The 20167-nt window shown below is 63.2% G+C and carries 24 protein-coding genes, 1 other RNA gene and 2 pseudogenes; 11 read left to right on the forward strand and 16 right to left on the reverse strand.

Going from position 1 to position 20167, the window contains the following annotated elements:
- Positions 1 to 39: 39 nt before the first annotated feature.
- The 5 genes from msrB to LB551_RS23565 form a co-directional block, all read right to left on the reverse strand.
- Entirely contained in the window at positions 40 to 441 is a 402-nt protein-coding gene (msrB, locus tag LB551_RS23545; protein ID WP_140525027.1) for a peptide-methionine (R)-S-oxide reductase MsrB, read from the reverse strand.
- Between the two features lie 113 nt (positions 442 to 554).
- Positions 555 to 1352: an MBL fold metallo-hydrolase gene (locus LB551_RS23550; RefSeq protein ID WP_224660571.1), complete on the reverse strand. Its 798-nt coding sequence runs from the start codon at positions 1350 to 1352 to the stop codon at positions 555 to 557.
- Positions 1353 to 1377: 25 nt separating this feature from the next.
- Complete coding sequence (locus LB551_RS23555; protein ID WP_224660572.1) at positions 1378 to 2568, reverse strand: vWA domain-containing protein; 1191 nt, start codon at positions 2566 to 2568, stop codon at positions 1378 to 1380.
- A 7-nt stretch (positions 2569 to 2575) separates the two neighbouring features.
- The gene (locus tag LB551_RS23560; RefSeq protein WP_224660573.1) at positions 2576 to 3022 is read right to left on the reverse strand and encodes a GNAT family N-acetyltransferase; all 447 of its coding nucleotides are present in this window, start codon (positions 3020 to 3022) and stop codon (positions 2576 to 2578) included.
- A 65-nt stretch (positions 3023 to 3087) separates the two neighbouring features.
- Complete coding sequence (locus LB551_RS23565) at positions 3088 to 3951, reverse strand: LysR family transcriptional regulator (RefSeq protein WP_224660574.1); 864 nt, start codon at positions 3949 to 3951, stop codon at positions 3088 to 3090.
- 144 nt (positions 3952 to 4095) lie between these two features.
- Here LB551_RS23565 and LB551_RS23570 point away from each other — a divergent pair, with 144 nt between their 5' ends.
- A complete protein-coding gene (locus LB551_RS23570) occupies positions 4096 to 5661 on the forward strand; it encodes an MFS transporter (protein WP_224660575.1) in 1566 nt (521 codons plus the stop codon).
- A 40-nt stretch (positions 5662 to 5701) separates the two neighbouring features.
- Here the strand turns inward: LB551_RS23570 and LB551_RS23575 are convergent.
- Positions 5702 to 6536: pseudogene (locus LB551_RS23575) on the reverse strand (AAA family ATPase).
- Positions 6537 to 6695: 159 nt separating this feature from the next.
- Between LB551_RS23575 and ssrS the strand changes: the two are divergent.
- The 4 genes from ssrS to LB551_RS23595 all read left to right on the forward strand — a co-directional run bounded on the left by ssrS (position 6696) and on the right by LB551_RS23595 (position 9258).
- A non-coding RNA gene (ssrS, locus tag LB551_RS23580) (6S RNA) lies at positions 6696 to 6851 on the forward strand.
- 95 nt (positions 6852 to 6946) lie between these two features.
- Positions 6947 to 7534: a 5-formyltetrahydrofolate cyclo-ligase gene (locus LB551_RS23585; protein ID WP_140550825.1), complete on the forward strand. Its 588-nt coding sequence runs from the start codon at positions 6947 to 6949 to the stop codon at positions 7532 to 7534.
- A 61-nt stretch (positions 7535 to 7595) separates the two neighbouring features.
- Positions 7596 to 8420, forward strand: coding sequence for a YmdB family metallophosphoesterase (locus tag LB551_RS23590; RefSeq protein WP_224660576.1), 825 nt, complete (start codon positions 7596 to 7598; stop codon positions 8418 to 8420).
- Positions 8421 to 8490: 70 nt separating this feature from the next.
- Entirely contained in the window at positions 8491 to 9258 is a 768-nt protein-coding gene (locus LB551_RS23595) for a TerC family protein (RefSeq protein WP_224660577.1), read from the forward strand.
- Positions 9259 to 9270: 12 nt separating this feature from the next.
- Here LB551_RS23595 and LB551_RS23600 read toward each other — a convergent pair whose 3' ends face one another.
- From LB551_RS23600 to LB551_RS23610, 4 genes and pseudogenes are all read right to left on the reverse strand, one after another.
- Positions 9271 to 9732, reverse strand: a complete 462-nt coding sequence (locus tag LB551_RS23600; protein WP_224660578.1) for an SRPBCC family protein — start codon at positions 9730 to 9732, stop codon at positions 9271 to 9273.
- Between the two features lie 26 nt (positions 9733 to 9758).
- Positions 9759 to 9946, reverse strand: a pseudogene (locus LB551_RS30170) (hypothetical protein); the annotation flags it as partial.
- Positions 9947 to 10336, reverse strand: coding sequence for a VOC family protein (locus tag LB551_RS23605; protein ID WP_224660579.1), 390 nt, complete (start codon positions 10334 to 10336; stop codon positions 9947 to 9949). It lies immediately after the preceding pseudogene.
- A 17-nt stretch (positions 10337 to 10353) separates the two neighbouring features.
- Positions 10354 to 10836 (reverse strand): SRPBCC domain-containing protein, encoded by a 483-nt coding sequence (locus tag LB551_RS23610; RefSeq protein WP_224660580.1) that lies wholly within the window; start codon positions 10834 to 10836, stop codon positions 10354 to 10356.
- 51 nt (positions 10837 to 10887) lie between these two features.
- Between LB551_RS23610 and LB551_RS23615 the strand changes: the two genes are divergently transcribed.
- The 3 genes from LB551_RS23615 (at position 10888) to LB551_RS23625 (ending at position 12481) form a co-directional block, all read left to right on the forward strand.
- Positions 10888 to 11211, forward strand: coding sequence for an ArsR/SmtB family transcription factor (locus LB551_RS23615; RefSeq protein ID WP_140493140.1), 324 nt, complete (start codon positions 10888 to 10890; stop codon positions 11209 to 11211).
- A gap of 211 nt (positions 11212 to 11422) precedes the next feature.
- Positions 11423 to 12172, forward strand: a complete 750-nt coding sequence (locus LB551_RS23620) for a YebC/PmpR family DNA-binding transcriptional regulator (RefSeq protein ID WP_224660581.1) — start codon at positions 11423 to 11425, stop codon at positions 12170 to 12172.
- A 12-nt stretch (positions 12173 to 12184) separates the two neighbouring features.
- Positions 12185 to 12481: a SelT/SelW/SelH family protein gene (locus LB551_RS23625; RefSeq protein ID WP_224660582.1), complete on the forward strand. Its 297-nt coding sequence runs from the start codon at positions 12185 to 12187 to the stop codon at positions 12479 to 12481.
- Positions 12482 to 12502: 21 nt separating this feature from the next.
- Here the strand turns inward: LB551_RS23625 and LB551_RS23630 are convergent, their stop codons facing one another.
- Positions 12503 to 12664: a hypothetical protein gene (locus LB551_RS23630; RefSeq protein WP_181172467.1), complete on the reverse strand. Its 162-nt coding sequence runs from the start codon at positions 12662 to 12664 to the stop codon at positions 12503 to 12505.
- Positions 12665 to 12716: 52 nt separating this feature from the next.
- Entirely contained in the window at positions 12717 to 13196 is a 480-nt protein-coding gene (locus LB551_RS23635) for a DUF1772 domain-containing protein (protein ID WP_224660583.1), read from the reverse strand.
- Positions 13197 to 13416: 220 nt separating this feature from the next.
- On the opposite strand from LB551_RS23635, the gene LB551_RS23640 reads away from it, so the two are divergent.
- A complete protein-coding gene (locus LB551_RS23640) occupies positions 13417 to 14073 on the forward strand; it encodes a TetR/AcrR family transcriptional regulator (protein WP_224660584.1) in 657 nt (218 codons plus the stop codon).
- A 73-nt stretch (positions 14074 to 14146) separates the two neighbouring features.
- Here the strand turns inward: LB551_RS23640 and rpmE are convergent, their stop codons facing one another.
- Complete coding sequence (gene rpmE, locus LB551_RS23645; RefSeq protein ID WP_006327661.1) at positions 14147 to 14368, reverse strand: 50S ribosomal protein L31; 222 nt, start codon at positions 14366 to 14368, stop codon at positions 14147 to 14149.
- A 208-nt stretch (positions 14369 to 14576) separates the two neighbouring features.
- Here rpmE and LB551_RS23650 point away from each other — a divergent pair, with 208 nt between their 5' ends.
- Positions 14577 to 16376, forward strand: coding sequence for an ABC transporter transmembrane domain-containing protein (locus LB551_RS23650; protein ID WP_224660585.1), 1800 nt, complete (start codon positions 14577 to 14579; stop codon positions 16374 to 16376).
- Positions 16377 to 16395: 19 nt separating this feature from the next.
- Here the strand turns inward: LB551_RS23650 and LB551_RS23655 are convergent, their stop codons facing one another.
- Positions 16396 to 17883, reverse strand: coding sequence for a carboxypeptidase M32 (locus LB551_RS23655; protein WP_224660586.1), 1488 nt, complete (start codon positions 17881 to 17883; stop codon positions 16396 to 16398).
- A 143-nt stretch (positions 17884 to 18026) separates the two neighbouring features.
- Between LB551_RS23655 and LB551_RS23660 the strand changes: the two genes are divergently transcribed.
- Positions 18027 to 18380, forward strand: coding sequence for a DUF1304 domain-containing protein (locus LB551_RS23660; protein ID WP_140550835.1), 354 nt, complete (start codon positions 18027 to 18029; stop codon positions 18378 to 18380).
- A gap of 77 nt (positions 18381 to 18457) precedes the next feature.
- Here the strand turns inward: LB551_RS23660 and LB551_RS23665 are convergent, their stop codons facing one another.
- Complete coding sequence (locus LB551_RS23665; protein WP_140550836.1) at positions 18458 to 18883, reverse strand: hypothetical protein; 426 nt, start codon at positions 18881 to 18883, stop codon at positions 18458 to 18460.
- Positions 18884 to 19134: 251 nt separating this feature from the next.
- Positions 19135 to 20166: a peptidoglycan -binding protein gene (locus LB551_RS23670; RefSeq protein WP_140550837.1), complete on the reverse strand. Its 1032-nt coding sequence runs from the start codon at positions 20164 to 20166 to the stop codon at positions 19135 to 19137.
- Between the last annotated feature and the right edge of the window lies 1 nt (position 20167).

Here is a 20167-nt window from a genome sequence, read left to right on the forward strand (position 1 = left end):
CCGAGGCCGCCCTTCGCAGGAAATGATGGCGAGGCCCGCTCAGGCCGGCTCGAATCTCAGCGCCACGCCATTGATGCAGTAGCGCAGCCCGGTCGGCGGCGGGCCGTCCTCGAAGACGTGTCCGAGATGGCTGCCGCAGCGAGCGCAATGGCATTCCGTGCGGACCATGCCGTAGCTGCGGTCGGTCGTGGTCTCGATGGAACCGGGAACGGGGTCGTTGAAGCTCGGCCAGCCGGTGCCGCTCTCGAACTTCAGCTTGGATTCGAACAGCGGCTGGTCGCAGCCGACGCAAAAGAAGGTGCCGGCGCGCTTTTCGTGAAGCAGCGCACAGCTGCCCGGGCGTTCGGTGCCATGGTTGCGCATGACGGCATATTGCTCAGGCGTCAGCCGGGCTCGCCATTCGGCGTCGGTGCGGGTGACGGGATAGGTGTGGGTGTCCATGCAGAAAACTCCTCGGCCTTGACGGCTCATTGTTGATTGCAATCTCTATTCGCAACAAGATAGGCGTTTGTTACAGGATTTGCCCGCATTTTCGAGCGCTCCGCCCGCGCTCCTCACGCGATCGCCGTGAGATAGCGCGCAACGGAGGCCGCCAGCGCCTCTTTCGCGCCACCGACAACGTTCTGGTTCCACCACGCGCCATAGATGTCATCGAATGTGAAAGGCTCCAGCGCGGCCGCGATGCGGCGCACGGCGGCCGCGTTGAGCGGGATGTAGTTGGGATAGCTGTACATGAAGCTGACGTGGCGGCGGGTCGGCGTCACCTGCAAGATATCGCCGGCCAGGAGAGCAATGCCGCCTTCGCGCTTCCAGTGCAGCACCTGGCCGCCGGCAAAGTGACCGCCGCAGCGGATGAGCGTCAACGCCGGGTTCAAGTCCAGTATCTCGCCTTGCCAGCTGACGATCGACGGGTGCGGCCGCATGATCCACTGCCGGTCGTCGTCATGGAGATAGATCGGCACGCCGCCGAACGCCTCGCTCCACTCGACCATCACCGAGTAGTAGTGGCAGTGCGAGATGGCGATCCCGGCAAGGCCGCCGCGGCGATTGATCTCGGCCACCGCCTCGTCGGTCACCATCGAGATGCAGTCCCACAGGATATTGCCGTGCGGCGTCTGCGCCAGCAGTGCCCGCTGACCGATGGCGAAGCGCGGCTCGATGCCGAAGGCGAGAACGCCGGCATCGTCCTTCATCACAAGCCGGTGCCCGGCGGCTAGCTCTTCCGGTGTGGTCCAGGCCTGGCCTTCCCAGCGCACATATTGCCGCTCGTCCTCGCAGATCGGACAGTGCTGCGGGGGCGCTTCGGTCTGCGCGAACTGGACACCGCATTGCAGGCAGAGGAAACAGGTCATGGAACCTCCCGTCATTGTCCCCGGCTCAATGCTTGCGCGACAATTGCCTGGTGGCGCTTTCCAGTCCGGCGAGCGTCAGCGGAAACATGCGGCCGCCGAACATGTCGCGGATCATAGCGATCGAATGGGTGAAACCCCAGTTCTTCTGGCTCTCGGGGTTCAGCCATACCGCGTTCGGCCACTGCCGCAGCAGGCGGCCGAGCCAGACGGCGCCCGCCTCCGGGTTCCAGTGCTCGACCGAGCCGCCGGGATGCGCGATCTCGTAAGGGCTCATCGAGGCATCGCCGACCACGATCACCTTGTAGTCAGGCCCATATTTGTGGAGGAGGTCAAAGGTCGGGATCGTCTCGGCATGACGGCGGCGATTGTCCTTCCACACGCCCTCGTAGAGGCAGTTGTGGAAATAGAAATATTCGAGCTGGCGGAATTCGGCGCGGGCGGCCGAGAACAATTCCTCGACGCTTCTGATGTGATCGTCCATCGAGCCGCCGACATCGAAGAACATCAAAAGCTTCACCGCGTTGCGCCGCTCTGGCCGCGTCTTGACGTCGAGATAACCGTGCTCGGCGGTGGCGTGGATGGTACCGGGCAGGTCGAACTCCTCCTCGGCGCCTTCACGCACCCAGCGGCGCAGCCGCTTCAGCGCGATCTTGATGTTGCGGGTGCCGAGCTCGACGGCGTCGTCGAAATTCCTGAACTCGCGCCTGTCCCAGACCTTCACGGCCCGGCGGTTGCGGCTCTCATGCTGGCCGATGCGCACGCCTTCGGGATTGTAGCCATAGGCGCCGAAAGGTGAGGTGCCGCCAGTGCCGATCCATTTCGAGCCGCCCTGGTGGCGGCCTTTCTGCTCCTCGAGCCGCTGCTTCAGAGTCTCCATCAGCTTCTCGAAACCGCCGAGCGCCGCGACCAGCTTTTTCTCTTCCTCGCTCAGGTGCTTTTCGGCCAGCCGGCGCAGCCATTCCTCGGGGATATCAGCGACGTTGACGGCGTTTGGGCCACTGAGCGCCTCCACCCCCTTGAAGACATGCGCGAACACCTGGTCGAAGAGGTCGATATGGCGCTCGTCCTTCACCAGCGCTGCGCGAGCGAGGTAGTAAAAACCTTCGACGTCATAGTCGACCAGCCCGGCTTCCAGCCCTTCCAGCAGCGATAGATATTCCCTGAGCGAGACGGGAACGCGCGCTGCCTTCAGTTCGAGGAAGAAGGGGATGAACATTTTCTATCTATAGAAGATCATATTCGATGAAGCCGGTGCGGCGCGCGACATGGTCATACAGCTTGCGCGCCGTGGCGTTGGTTTCGTGCGTCATCCAGTAGACGTTCCTGACGCCGATCTTGCCGGCTTCCTGCTTCACGGCCTCGATCAGCGTAGCGCCGATCCCCTTGCCGCGCACTTCGGGGTCGGCGAACAGATCTTGCAAGTAGCAGTTGTTTTTCTCAGACCAGCAAGAGCGATGGTACAGGTAATGGGTGAGGCCGACGGCCTTGCCGTCGAGGAGGGCGATGAAGCCCTTCGGTTCGAACTCGCCTTGCGTGAACAGGCGCTTCCAGGTGACCTCATAGACCTCTTGCGGCAGCTTCGTCTCGTAGAAGGCAAGGTAAGCGGTCCACAGCCGACGCCAGTCGGCGTGATCGGATTCTGCGAGCGGGCGGATAGTGATCTCGGCCATTTCGTTCCCTCTGAAGTCTGGAACCCAATCCATACCAACAGAATCGGGATCGGGAACACCCTTGCCTATCCCGCCGGCGAATTATACTCGCGAAAAGCGGTCGCGAGGATGTGCAGCGCTTCTCGTGCCCGCGGCGCCAAGCCGCGCGAATGCAAAATGATCTCGGAAGGGGGGATTGGCGGCAGGCCGAGTTTGCGACCCACCTCGACCAGGCCGGGTGGCGCGACGCGGTAGGCGAGCGCGGCGACGGCGAAGCCGGCCGACACCGCGATGTTGACGGCTGCGCCGCCACCGCCCACGAAGGCCTCATTCCAGGCAATGCCTGCCTTATCCAGCGTCTCGATAGCTCTCACACGGTCAGGGCAATTGCACACGGTGCTTAGCAGCGCCAGGCGCAATGGCGTTCCCGGCCGCCATTCGAAGGCCGGGGCCGCGAACCAACCATATTGGGTGCGCGACAAGGCTTCGCCGCGGCGGCTGTCATCTTCCTGGTGGACAATCACCGCATCGAGCTCACCGCGATCGAAAGCCTCCTCCAGCATGGAGCTCGTATCGATCCTGATGTTGAGCGCGAGCGACGGATCGTGGGCATGCAACTGAGCTATCAATACGGAAAGCTCGGGCCCGGCGACGTGATCGACAAAGCCGAGAGCAAGCCGGCACGGCGCGTCGGAAAATTCCGTGACGGCGCGTTCGTGGGCGGCAAGAAATTCACGCGCCGCCGGGAGAAAAGCCGCTCCCCTTGCCGAGAGCGCCACGCGGCGCGGCGTTCGTTCGATCAGGCGCGCGCCGAGCTTCTCTTCCAGCCGACCCAGCTTGACGCTGATCGTCGCCTGGGTGCTGCCCAGCGCGGCAGCCGCACGCGTGAAGCTCTGCAGGTCGGCCACCATGACGAAGGTCCGCACGGCATCGACGTCAAGACTGGGCATTTCAGGTATTCCATTTTGTCATCTCTGAAATAGAGATGCATAGTCTTTTTTCATGGTCAAGTCCCGTCTATGTCAGCCTGACCGCAGTTGAAGAGCACTGCTCCCCAGCCGTCTCTCCGAATGTTCCGACAGAAAGTGACCGATATGACGTTTCAAATTGACCGAAACACCGTTGCGCTCGCTGGCGTTTGCTTGGCCTCGCTGCTGTTCGGCCTCGAAATCTCGAGCGTTCCGGTGATCCTGCCGAAACTGGAAACCGTGCTTGGCGCTGATTTCAAGGATCTGCAATGGATCATGAATGCCTACACCATTGCCTGCACCACGGTGTTGATGGCGACGGGGACATTGGCCGACCGTTTCGGCCGCAAACGCGTGATGGTGAGCACCACCGTCGCCTTTGGCCTCGCCTCTCTGCTATGCGGCCTCGCAACGAGCGCTCCGCTGCTGATCATCGCCCGGTTTCTTCAGGGCCTGGCGGGCGGAGCGATGTTTACCTGCAGCGTGGCGGTGTTGTCCCACCAGTTTCAAGACGGCAGTGAACGCGGCAAAGCCTTCGTCGCCTGGAGCGTCGTCTCGGGCATCGGCCTTGGCTTTGGCCCCGCCATTGGCGGATTGATCGTGACGCTGTCGAGCTGGCAATGGGTGTTCCTCATCCATGTGCCGCTTGCCGTTCTCGCCCTGACCTTCATCGGCGCCGGTGTCACCGAATCACGCGATCGCAACGCCCAGAAGCTTGACCGGGTCGGCATACTGACGCTCTCGTTCGCGGTGTTCGGCTTCTCCTATCTGATCACGCAAGGGGCCGATCTGGGTGCTGGCGCGCGCGTCGGCGTGGCGAGCGCGGCCGTGCTGGCCTTCGTCGCGTTCCTCGTAGCCGAGAAGATCAATCCCTATCCGATGTTCGATTTCTCCGTTTTCCGCATCCGCCAATTCTTGGGAGCCATCATGGGCGGCATCGGCATGAATTTCAGCTACTGGCCGTTCATCATCTATCTACCGATCTATTTTTCGGGGGTTCTCGGTCACGACAGCACCACGACTGGCCTGTTGCTGCTCGTCTACACGCTACCCTTCATGCTGATGCCGTCGATCGCCGAGCGTCTGCGTGCGCGCTATCAGGCGCGGGTGGCGATCCCGCTCGGCTTGCTGACATTGGGGGCCGGTTTCATGGCCATGTGGATAGGGTCCGGGCTCGAGGGCGCCAGCTGGCTGACCATGCTGCCCGGCACGCTGATCGCCGGCATCGGCATCGGCCTGACCAATTCGCCGACCACCAACACCACGACCGGCTCGGTGTCACCCGATCGTGCCGGCATGGCGTCCGGCATCGATATCAGTGCGCGGCTGATCACGCTTGCCATCAATATCGCGGTGCTGGGCCTGTTGCTGACGCAGGGTATCGTTTCTTATCTGCGCAATGCATTCGGCACGGCTGTCGACCCGAACGAACTGCGCGCCCTGGCGGAGAAGATCGCAGCCGGCAATCTCGGCGGCCTGGCGCAATACTCGCCCAAGCTCGCGATCCTCGACCCTACGGGCGCCATCGTGCATGCCGCCCTGATCAACGGTTTTGGTTGGGTCATGCTCTATTGCGGGATCGGCGTTCTGGCCCTTGCCGTGATCAGCTTCGTTATCTTCGGCCCCAACAATGTCACGCCGCAGGAGCGAAGGGGGCATCCTGTGCAGAATGCAGGCGAGGCGCGCTCGTAGCAATGCCTTGGGCTCGACGTCAGGGCGTCGAGCCGCTCCTTCAACCTTGCCGCCTAGCCATGAAGGCCAGCCGCTCGAACAGATGCACGTCCTGCTCGTTCTTCAGCAAGGCGCCGTGGAGCTTGGGCAGCGCGTTCTTCGGGTCGGCGCGCAGGTCCTCGGGCGCGATGTCGTCGGCGACCAGCAGCCTTATCCAGTCGAGCGCCTCTGAGGTCGACGGCTTCTTCTTCAGCCCCGGTACGTCGCGGATCTCGTAGAATTGGGTGAGTGCCGCCCGCACCAGGTTCTGCTTGATGCCGGGATAGTGCACGTCGACGATCCTGTGCAGCGTCTCGATGTCAGGGAAGCGGATATAGTGGAAGAAGCAGCGACGCAGGAAGGCGTCGGGCAGTTCCTTCTCGTTGTTGGAGGTGATGATGACGATCGGTCGCACCTCGGCGCGGATCGTCTCGCCGGTTTCGTAGACGAAGAACTCCATCCGGTCGAGTTCCTGCAACAGGTCGTTGGGAAATTCGATATCGGCCTTGTCGATCTCGTCGATCAGAAGCACGACTTTCTTGCCGGCCGCGAAGGCCTCCCACAATTTGCCGCGCTTGATGTAGTTCTTGATATCGTTGAACCTGCTATCGCCAAGCTGGCTGTCGCGCAGCCGCGACACGGCATCGTACTCGTAGAGGCCCTGCTGCGCCCGCGTCGTCGACGTGCCATTCGATGAGCTCCAGCCCGAGTGCCGCCGCCACTTGCCTGGCAAGCTCCGTCTTGCCGGTGCCGGGCTCGCCCTTGACCAGCAAGGGCCGTTCCAGCGCGATCGCGGCGTTGACGGCCACCATCAGATCCTTGTCGGCGACGTAGGCCGCCGTGCCTTCGAAACGCATTTTTGCTCCTTGGTTCAGTACGGACGACCGTAAGGAGACGGCTTGGCCCATGCAAGGGCGGGTTGGTGGCGGCGAAGCGTGAAGCCGGCAGGGAAAGAACGCCAACTCTCTGGCGCCAACTCTCTGGCGCTTGGGAGGGCATCGGCCTATATTGGGGCTGACGGTCTGCGCTTCCCGGCAGGAGACACTTTTCCCCGGGGCCTTAACGATCCTTAGGGAGCTGTCCCTGGGAAGACCCGTGGGTTTTCTCACACGGCGCCCACCTACTTTGTAGGCACCCGGGATCGACCTCTCCACCGGTTGTGTGGATCGTCACTTATTAGCCACATCCACGTATTTCGTGGATCATGCGATGGAAAACGTCGCTCCCAAAACGTCCATTCATGTCTGGCTTTTTCTAGCGTCTGCGCATGGCATCCTCAAAAGACTTGAAAAGACAGCTGCGCAAGGAAGCACTTGGCCGCCGCGACGCGCTCGATGAATTCTGGCGGGTGGAAGTCGCGCTCGATATGGCCGAAACCGCGCGCGACCAGCTTGCCATCGAGCCAGGCCAAATCGTGTCCGGCTTCTGGCCGATGCGCTCGGAAGTCGATGTCCGGCCGCTGATGTTCGCCTTGCGCGAAAAGGGCGCACGGCTCTGCCTTCCGGCGATCCTCGACAAGACGACCATCGTCTTTCGCGAACTGGTACGCGGCGCGCCGATGGTCGATATGGGATTTGGCACCGTCGGACCGCATGAGGAGGCCGAAGTTCTTGACCCCTCCGTCATGCTGGTGCCGCTCGCCGGCTTCGACGCGCGCGGCCACCGCATCGGTTACGGCGCGGGCTATTATGACCGTGCGATCGCCAAGCTTGTCGACAAGGGGCATGCGCCCCGGCTGATCGGCATTGCTTTCGACTGCCAGGAAGTGGCGATGGTTCCCAATGAGGACCATGACGTCATCATCCCGGAAATACTCACCGAGAGCGGGTTGCGCCGGTTCGAGCCAGAATTGTAGATAGTTCTTTGGAACGCATGATCTTTGCCGAAAGTCATGCCACTTTTCGGGATCAAGCGTGATGAGACTTCTCTTCCTCGGCGACATGGTCGGCAAGACAGGCCGCACGGCGGTGTGGGAGCAACTGCCGGGCCTGATTTCGGACTTCAAGCTCGATTTCGTCATCGTCAACGGCGAGAACGCGGCCGGCGGCTTCGGCATCACCGAGGAGATTTTTCGCGAGACCATCGCGGCCGGCGCCGATGTCGTCACCACCGGCAACCATGTCTGGGACCAGCGCGATGCGCTGGCCTTCGCGCCGCGCGAAGAGCGCTTCCTGCGCCCGTCCAATTTTCCCAAGGGCACGCCCGGGCGCGGCTCGGGCGTCTACATTGCCAAGAGCGGCGCGCGTGTGCTGGTCGCCAACATCATGGGCCGGGTGTTCATGCATCCCGAACTCGACGATCCCTTCCAGGCCGGCGAGCGCGAGCTTGCCGCCTGTCCGCTCGGCGAGCAGGCGGATGCCGTGGTCATCGACTTCCACGCCGAGGCGACCTCCGAAAAAATGTGCTTCGCGCATTTCGTCGACGGTCGCGCCAGCCTCGTGGTCGGCACCCACACCCACCAGCCGACCGCCGATTACCACATCCTCAATGGCGGCACCGGTTATATTTCCGACGCCGGCATGTGCGGCGATTACGATTCCTCGCTCGGCATGGACAAGGAGGAGCCGCTCAACCGGTTTCTGTCAAAAGTGCCGAAAGGGCGTTTCGAGGCAGCGACCGGACCGGCGACATTGTGCGGCGTCGGTGTCGATATTTCCGACCGCACGGGACTGACCGAGAAGATCGCGCCGTTTCGCCGCGGGCCGCGACTTGAGGAAACGGCGCCGTCCTTCTGGACGTGACATTGATATAGGGGCTCTCAATACCTAACTGCCGGCGACACTGCTCTAGATCGTAGAGGGGACGACCTCCATGCAGCTTATCGAGTTCCTGGCGCCGCACTTCGCCTTCATGTCCGATCCCACCGCCTGGGTCGCGCTGTTGACCCTGGTGGTGCTCGAGATCGTGCTCGGCATCGACAACCTGATCTTCATCTCGATCCTGACCAACAAGCTGCCGGAGGCGCAGCGGGCCCGCGCCCGCCGGCTCGGCATCTCGGCGGCGCTCGTCATGCGGCTGGTGCTGCTCGCCACCATCTCGATCATCGTCCAACTGACGGCGCCGGTCTTCACCGCCCTTGGTCATGGCTTTTCCTGGCGGGACCTGATCCTGATCGCCGGTGGCCTGTTCCTGGTGTGGAAGGCCACCAAGGAAATCCATCACACGGTCGACCCAGACGATCACCAGGACACGATGCTGGGCGAGACGGTGCAGATGAGCCTTGCCGGCGCCATCTTCCAGATCCTGCTGCTCGACCTTGTCTTCTCCATCGATTCCATCATTACCGCCGTCGGTATGACAGACGAGATCGCCATCATGTACATCGCCGTCATCGTGGCGGTTACGGTGATGATGCTGGCGGCTACGCCGCTGGCGAACTTCATCGCCAAGAACCCGAGCATCGTCATGCTGGCGCTGGGCTTCCTCCTGATGATCGGCATGACGCTGATCGCCGACGGCATGGGTTACCATGTGCCCAAGGGTTATATCTACGCGGCGATGGGTTTTTCGGCGCTCGTCGAAGGCCTCAACATGCTGGCGCGGAACCGCAAGAAGGCGAAATCCGGCGGCGGGCATTGAGGCTGGCCGGGCCTAATGCGCTCCTTTGGGGTGACGGTCGCCGACCAGGCCTAGTGTCAGGCCCTGTTCCAGCCAGGCCTTGGCACCGGCCAGAACGAGCGTGAAGCCGCCGGTTGAATCGACCGCCTGTTTTACCTGTTCGTCGCCATTGCCGGCAAAGCCGAAATTGTGGACCTCCAGGAAGGTCGCGTCACCTGGCATTTCGGTTAAGGTCCAGATCACCGTGGTCGGCGGATCGCCCCACTGCATGGAGATCTTTTCGTTGGCGACGATCTCGCTGACGAGCGCCGTCGTCGAGACGCCGTACATGCGCCACTCCCATTGAACCGGCTTGCCGCCGTCCAACCTGCCGCTGGAATGGGTGAACCAGAATTTCGTGGTGATCTCCGGGTTGACGATGGCCTCGAAAACGTCGGAGACCGGCCGCCGGATCAGCATGGCGGCTTCGGCCGTTGGTATCTGACGGATTTCCATAGCGTTCTCCTCTGCCGAATACGCCTTCACCACGCATCGGGCTCCCGCACCATATGAACGATGTTGGCGGGGCTGGTGATCCAAAACCGCGGAAGCCGTCTCCCAGCGGTTCGATGACATCGCATCGCTCGACGCCGGCCTTGGCCAAAAGATCGGCGGCGCCGGAGAAATCCCCGGCGAACAGTTCCAGCCAGATCTCGGCCTGACTCGGGTGCTATGGCAGATTGATCTGCCAGGAAACGCCGAACCTGTCGTTCAGCCAAGCGAAACGGCGGCTGAAGCCGTAATTGCCGGTCGGCATCAGAAACGTGCCGTCTTTGGACAGGGCCTCGACGATACCTTCCAGATCCTCTTCGGTGGAGCAGTCGACAAAGAGCGAGACCGACGGCGTGAAAGTGAAGGCGTGATGCACCGGACTGTTGAAGATCATGACCTGCGTGCCGCCGATGGAGGCGCGAGCCAGCTTGACCGTCCCTTCGGGCCCATCCTCGCCTGCACCGTAGCGCGTGAGGTCGAGGACGCGGCTCTCCGGGATGGTCTCGCAATAGAAGGCCATGGCCTCCTCGGCCTTGCCTTCGAACATCAGGAACGGGGTTACTTTCACGGCAGGCCTCGCTTCGCTCAAATATTGGTCTCGTTGGCAGGCTCGCCCTTCATCTCGCTGCGGTAGTAGCCGTCGCGCAGATTGATGCCGTGTTCGACATAGGCCTTCATGCAGGCCAGCATCTGCGACCAGCCCTCGCAATTGAGATAGGACTTCTTCAGCCCGGCCGCGTCCTCGTGCCAGCCGGCCTCGGCGATGGTGACGAAGGTGCCGCCATCGTCGAGCGGCTCGAAATTCATCTCGATGCGGGTCTTGTAGGCCGGCTTCCCCTCCTCGTCGGTGGCATCCCAGCGCAGCACGATGCGGGTGTCCCTGACGATTTCGTCGACTTCGACCGGCACCTTTCCCCACCACACGACATTGGTGCCCGGCTCCAGTGGCGCGCTGGCGCCGCCTATGGTGGTGAAATAGCAGCTGAGCTTCTTCGGATTGACGACCGCGTCGAAGACTTCGGCGACCGGTTTGCCGATGCGTCCTGAAACCCTGAATCCAAGAGACATATCCACAGCTCCTTCCTTGATTGATACAAGGATATGTTATAGAAATATAACATGTCAAGCCGATCGCAAGACGACAATGTTTTCAAGGCGCTGGCGCATCCGCGCCGGCGCGAGATGCTGGATCTGCTGAAGGACGCACCAAAGACGACCGGCATGCTGTGCGAGGCATTTTCCGATGTCGATCGCTGCACCGTGATGCTGCATCTCAAAGTGCTGGAAGAGGCTGATCTCATTGTGGCACGGCGCGAGGGGCGCGAGCGCTGGAACCACCTAAACGCACTGCCGATCAAGCAGATTCACGACCGCTGGATCAGCCAGTACGCCGGCCATGCGCTTAGCATCATCGACCGGCTGAAGTCCGATCTGGAGGGGTGAACAGCCGTCACCGCTTGCCGTGCATGGCAATGCGCGGCGCGGCTGGACGAATTGAGCCGATTTATCTATAAGCCGGCCATTCCGACAAAGAGCGCCGTACGTCCATTCGGACGCAGCAGGGACGTTCTGACATTTGTATCAGGGCATTTTGCGGAAGGCGGGCTCATGCATCTCGCCGCGGAATGCTATAGCCGAACACGACAGGGGTGCCATGGCTGGCCATTCACAGTTCAAGAACATCATGCACCGCAAGGGCCGTCAGGACGCGGTGCGGTCGAAAATGTTTTCCAAGCTGGCGCGCGAAATCACGGTCGCGGCCAAGAGCGGGACGCCCGATCCGTCGATGAATCCGCGCCTGCGCCTTGCCGTGCAGAACGCCAAGGCGGTGTCGATGCCGAAGGACAACATCCAGCGCGCCATCAACAAGGCCTCGATGGGTGATGCCGAGAACTACGAAGCCGTGCGTTACGAGGGCTACGGTCCCGGCGGCGTCGCCGTGATCGTCGAGGCGCTGACCGACAATCGCAACCGCTCGGCTTCGAATGTGCGCGCCGCCTTTACCAAGGCCGGTGGGGCGATGGGTGAAACCGGCTCGGTGTCGTTCATGTGGGATCGGGTGGGCGAGATCTATTATCCGGCATCGGCCGGCAGCGCCGACAAGGTCATGGACGCAGCGATCGAAGCCGGCGCCGATGACGTGGAGTCGGACGAGGAAGGTCACACCATCTATTGTGCCTTCGAAAACCTCGGCGAGGTGTCGAAGGCACTGGAAGCCTCTCTCGGCGAGGCGGAATCGGTGAAGCCGATCTGGAAACCGCAGAACAATGTTCCGGTCGATGAAGAACGCGCCCAGTCGCTGATGAAGCTGGTCGCCACGCTCGAGGACGACGACGACGTTCAAAGCGTCTACGCCAATTTCGAGGTCGACGATGAGACCATGGCCAAGCTCAGCGCTGCGTGAGCAAAGCCTGACATGACCGAAAAACCGCTGCCCACCATCCGCATCACCTATTGCACGCAGTGCCAGTGGCTGCTGCGTGCCGGCTGGATGGCGCAGGAACTGCTGTCGACGTTCGGCGTCGATCTCGGCGAGGTAACGCTGGTGCCTGGCACCGGCGGCATCTTCACCATATCCTGCAACGAGGTGCTGGTCTGGGACCGCAAGCGCGACGGCGGCTTTCCGGATGCGGCAAAACTCAAGCAACTGGTGCGCGACGTCATCGACCCGGACCGCGATCTCGGTCATGCCGACCGCAAGGCGAAGAGCTGAGACTTCCCGCAAAGCCGGACGTCATTTTCCTCGCCTCTGCCCGAAGATCGCGCCGATCCCGGCACCGATTGCTATGCCCATGCCGATGCCGACGGCAGGGTCGTCCATCGCCGCGCCAAAGACAGCGCCGAGGCCGACCCCCGCGGCAATGCCCAAGGCCATGATGGAATACGGGTCGTTCACGGCTCTTCTCCCGACAAACATTATAGGAGCCTTCGGCGGCCTCGATGCCGAGTCAACGCGCGGCGAACCAGAAGGATGCCAGCGCGGCGATGGCGGTGACCGTGCGCACGTGGTTCCACATCACCCAGTCCCTGAGGTAGGTGGTCCATACAGCAGCGCCGTTGCTGCTCGCCGGATCGACGGCGGCCAGCGCGTCGTTGAGCGGTACGTTGAAAACCATCGTCACGATCGGGTTGCCGACGAGATAGATGATCGCGCCGGCCAGCAGCCAGACGGAGCCTGGCTGGTGCCAGCCTATGATGGCGCCGGCGATCAGGACAAGGCAGATCAGGCCGGTGCCGAACAAGGCGGTCATGAACAACGGCGTGATGACGGTGACGTTGATCGAGTTCATGGCGGCGATGCCGCCCGACGCAGGCAGGCGAGCCATTGCCGGCATGACGAAATTGGAAAAGGCGAAGAACACGCCGCCGACAACGCCCGAGCCGATAGCGGCGATGAAGATGAGGCTGGGAAGTAGTTTCGCGATCATGTCAGTTGCTCCAGATGCCGGTTGCGGCGGTTTCAGTTTGCAATGGGCGGAAAAGTTTTGGGGGTGGTCGGGCACCTGTTCGACGCCTTCAAATCAATTACCCCGTCTGCCTCTTTCAAAACATGAGAAATCCTCATATTTGCAAAACGTGATAAACCCTCGTATTTTGCGAGTCAAGTCATTTCTGGGTGGCATTGCCGCCGGTGTCTGTTGAAGAGCCATGGAAAAAACCGCCACGTCCCCACAGGAACAGGTCGCCACGCCACGCCGCGCGCCGAGCCAGCAGCGCAGCCGTGAACGGGTCGAGCGCATGCTCGCAGCCGCCTCGGCGCTGATTGCCGAGCAAGGCAGCGATGCCATGCGCATGGGCGAGGTGGCGGAGCGGGCTGAGGTGTCGATCGGCTCGCTCTACCAGTTCTTTCCCGACAAGCGGGCGATCGTCTGGGCGCTGGCCGAGCGCTACACCGCCGAGAGCCAGGCCTGCATTTCAGCCGCGCTCAAGGACGTCGGCGACGCCGAGGGCCTTCGGCGGGCGTTCTCGGAGCTGGTGGACATTTACTACCGTCTGTTTCTCGCCGAGCCGGTGATGCGCGATATCTGGTCGGGCACGCAGGCTGACAAGGCGCTGCGCGAACTGGAGCTTGCCGACAGCCGTGCGAACGCCGAGTTTCTCACCGCGGCGCTCAAACGCCTGCGGCCCGATGCCGATGCCGTCGCGCTGGAGACGACGGCGTTTCTCGTCTGGCAGATGGGCGAGGCCGCCATGCGGCTGGCGATCTCGGTCGAGCGCCAGGAGGGCGACCGGCTGGTCGCCGCCTATAAGCGCATGGCGCTCCGGGAATTGCTGGCGGAACAGGATGCACGGGCAGCGCGCTAGCCTGAGTATCTAGCTGGTCACAAAAAACCCGCCACGAGGGCGGGTTCTCTGGTCTGCGAAAAGCTGATGAGGCCTAGAGGCCGAAACCTTCGAAGCGCTTCTTGAACTTCGACAGGCGGCCGCCGCGATCGAGCAGGGTCTGCTGGCCGCCGGTCCAGGCCGGGTGCGTGGTCGGGTCGATGTCGAGGTTCATCGTATCGCCTTCCTTGCCCCAGGTCGAACGGGTCATGTACTCGGTGCCGTCGGTCATGACGACCTTGATGGTGTGGTAGTCGGGATGGATATCGGTCTTCATGGCTCGGTTCCTGGCTTGCCGGGCGCGGCTGACGGGCTGAAAGCCTGCGTCGATGCGCCCCTTTTTAAAACTCGAAGCCGCAGCTATTGAGGAGCCACGGCTTCTAAAACGGTCGGCGAGCCTATACATCAGCCGGAATTGAATCACAAGGCCGCGGCAAGCGCATATTGAGGCGCATAGCTGAAGGCGGCCAAGAGGAAAGACCAGGATGGCGCAAACCAGCAGCGCAGACGAGCGCCGGCGCTCGCTCAAGCCGCTCAGGCGCCTGTTTCCCTACATCGGCCGCTACCGCACATTGGTGGCGGGCGCCGTCATCTCGCTGATCGTCGCGGCGGTGACGACGCTGGCGCTGCCGCTGGCGGTACGGCGCATGATCGATCATGGTTTCACGCCGTCCGGTTCCTCCTTCATCGCCGAATATTTCGCCGCGCTGGTGGCAATGGCCGCGCTGCTGGCGGCGGCATCGGCGGGCCGCTACTATTTCGTCATCACGCTCGGCGAGCGTGTCGTCGCCGACATCAGGCGCGATGTCTTTGCCCATGTGACGAAACTGTCGCCGGCCTTCTTCGACACTGCCCAGTCGGGCGAAATCGTGTCGCGGCTCGCCGCCGACACCACGCAGGTCAAATCGGCGGTCGGGGCGACCGCTTCGGTGGCGCTGCGCAATGTCATCCTTGGCCTCGGCGCGGTCGCGATGATGGTTTTCACCAGCCCGAAACTGTCCGGTCTGGTCATCGCAGCCATTCCAATCATCGTGCTGCCGCTGGTCGCCTTCGGCCGCTCGGTGCGGCGAAAGTCAAGGCAGGCGCAGGACACGCTGGCCGATGCCACCGCCTATGCCAGCGAGCAGATCGGCGCGGTGCGCACATTGCAGGCCTTCACCAATGAGACGCTGGTCACCGGGCGTTTTTCGGGTGCGGTGGAGGCCGCCTTCGAGGCCGCGCGCGCCTCGATCTTCGCGCGCTCGTTCCTCACCTTCTTCGCCATCTTCACGATTTTCTCCTCGGTCGTGGCGGTGTTGTGGTTCGGCTCGCGCGACGTGCTCGACGGCAATCTGTCCCCGGGTACGCTCGGCCAGTTCCTGCTCTATTCGGTATTCGCCGCCGGTGCGCTCGGCGCGCTGTCGGAGGTCTGGGGCGAATTGGCCCAGGCAGCAGGTGCCGCCGAACGGTTGACGGAAATCCTGGCCGAGGAGCCGGCGATCGTGGCGCCTGCCAATCCCAGGCCGCTGCCGGTGGCGAGCAAGGGAGCGATCAGCTTCGAGGCCGTGTCCTTCTCCTACCCGGCCCAGCCCGACCGCGCCGCCGTCCACGGCCTGAGCTTCTCGGTCAAGCCTGGCGAGACGGTGGCGATCGTCGGTCCCTCGGGAGCGGGCAAGAGCACGGTGTTCTCGCTGATCCTGCGCTTCTACGATCCAGAGACCGGCAGGATCCTGGTCGACGGCGTCGACATCCGCGAAGCCGCCCCCCTTTCGATACGGCAACGCATCGCCATCGTGCCGCAGGACGTCACCATCTTCGCGGCCAGCGCGCGCGACAATATCGGCTTCGGCCGGCCGGGCGCCAGCGAGTCGGAGATCGAAGCGGCGGCAAAGGACGCGCTTGCCGACGAATTCATCCTCAAGCTCGAGAAGGGCTATGACAGCCAGGTCGGCGAGCGCGGCGTGACGCTGTCGGGCGGGCAACGCCAGCGGGTGGCGATCGCGCGCGCCATCCTGCGCGACGCGCCGATCCTGTTGCTCGACGAGGCGACCTCGGCACTCGATGCCGAAAGCGAGACGCTGGTGCAAATGGCGCTGGAGCGGCTGATGCGGGGCCGCACCACGATCGTTATCGCGCACCGCCTGGCGACGGTGCTGAAGGCCGACCGCATCCTGGTCATGGATGGCGGCCGTATCGTCGAGGAAGGCACGCATCAGAGCCTGGTGACCAAGGGCGGCATCTATGCCCGGCTCGCCAAGCTGCAGTTCGAGACCGGCGCCAGCGCCTTCAGGGGCGCGGCTGAGTAGTCAGCCACCCCGGCGTTGCTCACGCGGCTCCATAGCGTTTGCGTAGATGGTCGGTGAAATACACGGCGTTGAGCTTTTCACCGGTGGCGCGTTCGAGCAGGTCGGGCGTCGACCAGCGCGATCCCTGCAACCATATGTTCTTGCGGCGCCAGCCGTTGACGGCATCGAAATTTCCCCGGGCAAGATCGTCATCGGCCGACGGATGCTCCCGCGTCAACGCCGCCCATTGCTGCGCCGCCATCATGGCGCCCAGCGTGTAGGACGGAAAGTAGCCAAAGGCGGCGGCAGGCCAATGCACGTCCTGCATCGGCCCGTCCGCGGGGTTGTCGATGGTTGAGAGGCCGAGATAGTCGCGCATCCTGGCATCCCAAGCCTCGGGCAGCTCGGCCACCTCGAGCCTGCCGGAGACGAGCTCCTGCTCCAGTTCGTAGCGCAGGATGACATGCAGCGGGTACGTCACCTCGTCGGCATCGACACGGATCAGGCCGCGTTCGACATGGTGGACATGCGGCAGGATGTCGTCGAGCGACCAGGCTTCGCCGAGATGCTTTTCCACGACCGGCAATGCCCAACGCCAGAAGGCGGGATTGCGCCCGATCTGCTTCTCGACGAACAGGCTCTGGCTTTCATGCACCGCCATGCCGCGCGCCTTGCCGAGCGGCCAGTGCGACCACGCCTTCGGCAGGTTCTGCTCGTAGAGTGCATGGCCGGTCTCGTGCAGCACGCCCATCAGCGCCGACAGGAAATCGGACGTCTTGTAGCGCGTGGTGATGCGCACGTCGCTCGGCACACCGCCGCAGAACGGATGGTGCGACACCGACAGCGAGCCGTGCGTCAGGTCGAAGCCGACCGCCGCCATCATGGCGAGGCCGAGTTCGCGCTGCCTGTCGACCGCGTAGGTTCCCGAAAGCGGCTTCAGAGGGCGCTTGCGCAGCCGCGCTTCCTGCACCGCCAACGCCTCCGGCACGAAATCCCTGAGAAAGGTCTTCAGCTCGGTGAAGACGGGCGTGATATCCGCGGCGCGGTTGCCGGGGTCGTACTGCTCCATCAGCGCGTCGTAGGGGGCGAGGCCGAGGATGTCGGCGCGCAGGGCCGCCTCTTCGCGCACCAGCGCCACCACGCCCTCAAGCGCGGGCAGGAAGCCCGCCCAGTCGTTCTTGGCCCGCAGGTCGCGCCACAGCTGCTCGCAGCGCATGCGCGCGGTCGTCTGGCGTTCGACGAATTCGACCGGCAGGCAGGTCAGGTTGGTGTATTGCCGCCGCAGTTCGGCCAGCGCCGCCCGCTGCTCGTCGTCAAGTGCTTCGCCTTCGGCGGCTGCGATCCAGTCCGCTATTTCCGGCGCGGTCGCCCTGGTGTGGTACATGCCGGCAAGTGCCGCCATGGCCTCGGCGCGCTTCTCGCCGCCGCCGACGGCCATGTGGGTCGCTTCATCGGCGCCGAGGATGGCCAGCGCGTGCTCCAGGGCTTCGAGCTTGTGGCCGAGGTCATCGAGTTTTTCAAAGGACATGGCGGCTTCCGTGATTGGGGACGGGGCGAAAAGATACCAACGCCTGAGCGTTTGCAACCCTCACGCGCCGTCCGGCAGATGCGCCTTGCGCTGGCGAGCCGACGCGTGAAATGCTACCCGACGATACATCACGAGGGAACACGATGATCGGCAACATCCTGGTCGGGCTGGTGGCTTTGATCCATGTCTACATCGTCTATCTGGAGATGGTGCTCTGGGACACGCCGCGCGGGCACAAGACATTCCGACTGACGCCGGAATTCGCCAGCGCCTCGAAGGTGCTTGCCGCCAATCAGGGTCTCTACAACGGCTTTCTCGTCGCCGGCCTGATCTGGGCCCTCTGCCTCGGCACGGCCGGTTTCCAGGTCAAGGTTTTCTTCCTGCTCTGCGTGGCCGTTGCCGGGCTCTACGGGGCGGCAACGGTCGGTCGCAAGATCCTGTTCGTGCAGGCCGCGCCGGCAGCGGCTGCCTTGGTCGCGGTCTGGCTCGGCTGGTGAGGAAAAGAGGCGCCTGCGAGATTGGGCTCCGTAGACGCCAGGTGGTCCCTTCCTCCAGGGCCGCGATCAGAATGGCCTCAGCCGTTCGGATAGTTCCCGCCGTCGGCGCCGTCGCCCATCAGGAAGCCGCTACCGATGTCGACCCTCAGCCGCTGGTCGACATTGTCGAGACGGCGCAGCAGGTCATGATATTGCGCGGCCGGTATCCTGCCGTGATCCGACGAGGCTATCTTCTCGGCCGCCTGACTTATGCGGGCGGTGCGCATTTCCAGGCGCTCCGCCACGGCCGGGGTGATGTGGTTGGCTTGTCTGGCGGTGATTATGCCCTGATGGACGCCTTGAACCTGTTCAATGAGAGCCTCTACACGCGGGCCGGTCATGTCGGTCGGGTCGGTCGCGTCGAGCGCGCCCCTGTGGTGACCCGCGGCGTAGGCGCCGGCAAGCGGGGCGGCGACAAGAATCGCGGCAAGGGTTGCAGTCTTGACAGATGCTGAAGAGCGCATGACGGCGCCTCCTTTTTGCTGCGGAAAAGAAGGGCTCTGCCGTTCCGCTTCCGGACGATGCGGGCCGTCCAGTTCCGTCGCGTCGCGATGGGAGGCATCGCCGGCGGTTCTCGGCCCTGCGCGACACGCTAGGAGCGCTCCGTGGCGAAGTGTAATTAAAAAAAGATAATCTTTTCAGGCCTTGCCGGTGCGCAACTGCGCCCTAGAGTTGAGCCGGCGAACAAATTCGCGTGAGATCACGTGATGATGGATCACCGTTCGGTGAGCTTCAGTTCGATCCGGCGGTTCTTGTTGCGCGCCTCTTCGGTGTCGGCGGGGTCGAGCGGCTGGAACTCGCCGAAGCCGGCGGCGACCAGCCGGTTGGCCGGCACGCCGTTCTCGATCAGGAACTTCACCACGGAGGTCGAGCGCGCCGTCGACAGCTCCCAATTGTCGCGATAGCGGCCGGTGCCGGAAAGCGGCTTGTTATCGGTATGGCCATCGACGCGCAGCACCCAGTTGATCTCGGGCGGAATCTCCTTCTGCAATTCGATTATGGCGTCGGCGAGTTTCTTCATCTCGATCTTGCCTGCATCGTTGATCACCTCCGAGCCGGTCGGAAACAACACTTCCGACTGGAAGACGAAGCGGTCGCCGACGATGCGGATGTTCTCGCGGTCGGCGAGGATCTCGCGCAGGCGGCCGAAGAAGTCGGAGCGGTAGCGGTTGAGCTCCTGCACGCGCTGCGCCAGCGCCACGTTGAGGCGGCGGCCGAGATCGGCGATCTTGGTGTTGGAATCGCGGTCGCGGGCCTCGGAGACGTTGAGCGCGTCCTCGAGCGCGCCGATCTGCTTGCGCAGCGCCGCGATCTGCTGGTTGAGGATCTCGACCTGGCTCAGCGCCTGCTGGCTGATCTGACGCTGGCTGTCGAGCTCGCCCGTCAGCGCCGCCGCGCGCTGGTTGGCCGCGTCGCCGGCGCCCGCACCTTGCGCCAGCAACTGCTGGAGACGGCTCTTCTCCGCTTCCGCCGCGGACAGCGATGCCTGCAGATTGGCGAGCGAATCCTCCTTATCCTGCGCTGTCGAGCGCTCCAGCGCGAGAAGCTGCGTCAGTTCGTTGATCTGCGAGTTGAGGCGGTTGAGCACCGTGTCCTTGCCGGAGATTTCGCGACCGAGCAGAAACTGCGCCAGCACGAAGACGGTGAGCAGGAACATGATGGCCAGAAGCAGCGTCGACAGTGCGTCGACGAAGCCAGGCCAATAGTCGATACGGCGGTCGGCGCGCCGGCTCCTGGCGAGCGCCATG

The organism is Mesorhizobium sp. BR1-1-2 (assembly GCF_020165435.1).
In the GTDB taxonomy this organism is placed as follows: Bacteria; Pseudomonadota; Alphaproteobacteria; order Rhizobiales; family Rhizobiaceae; genus Mesorhizobium.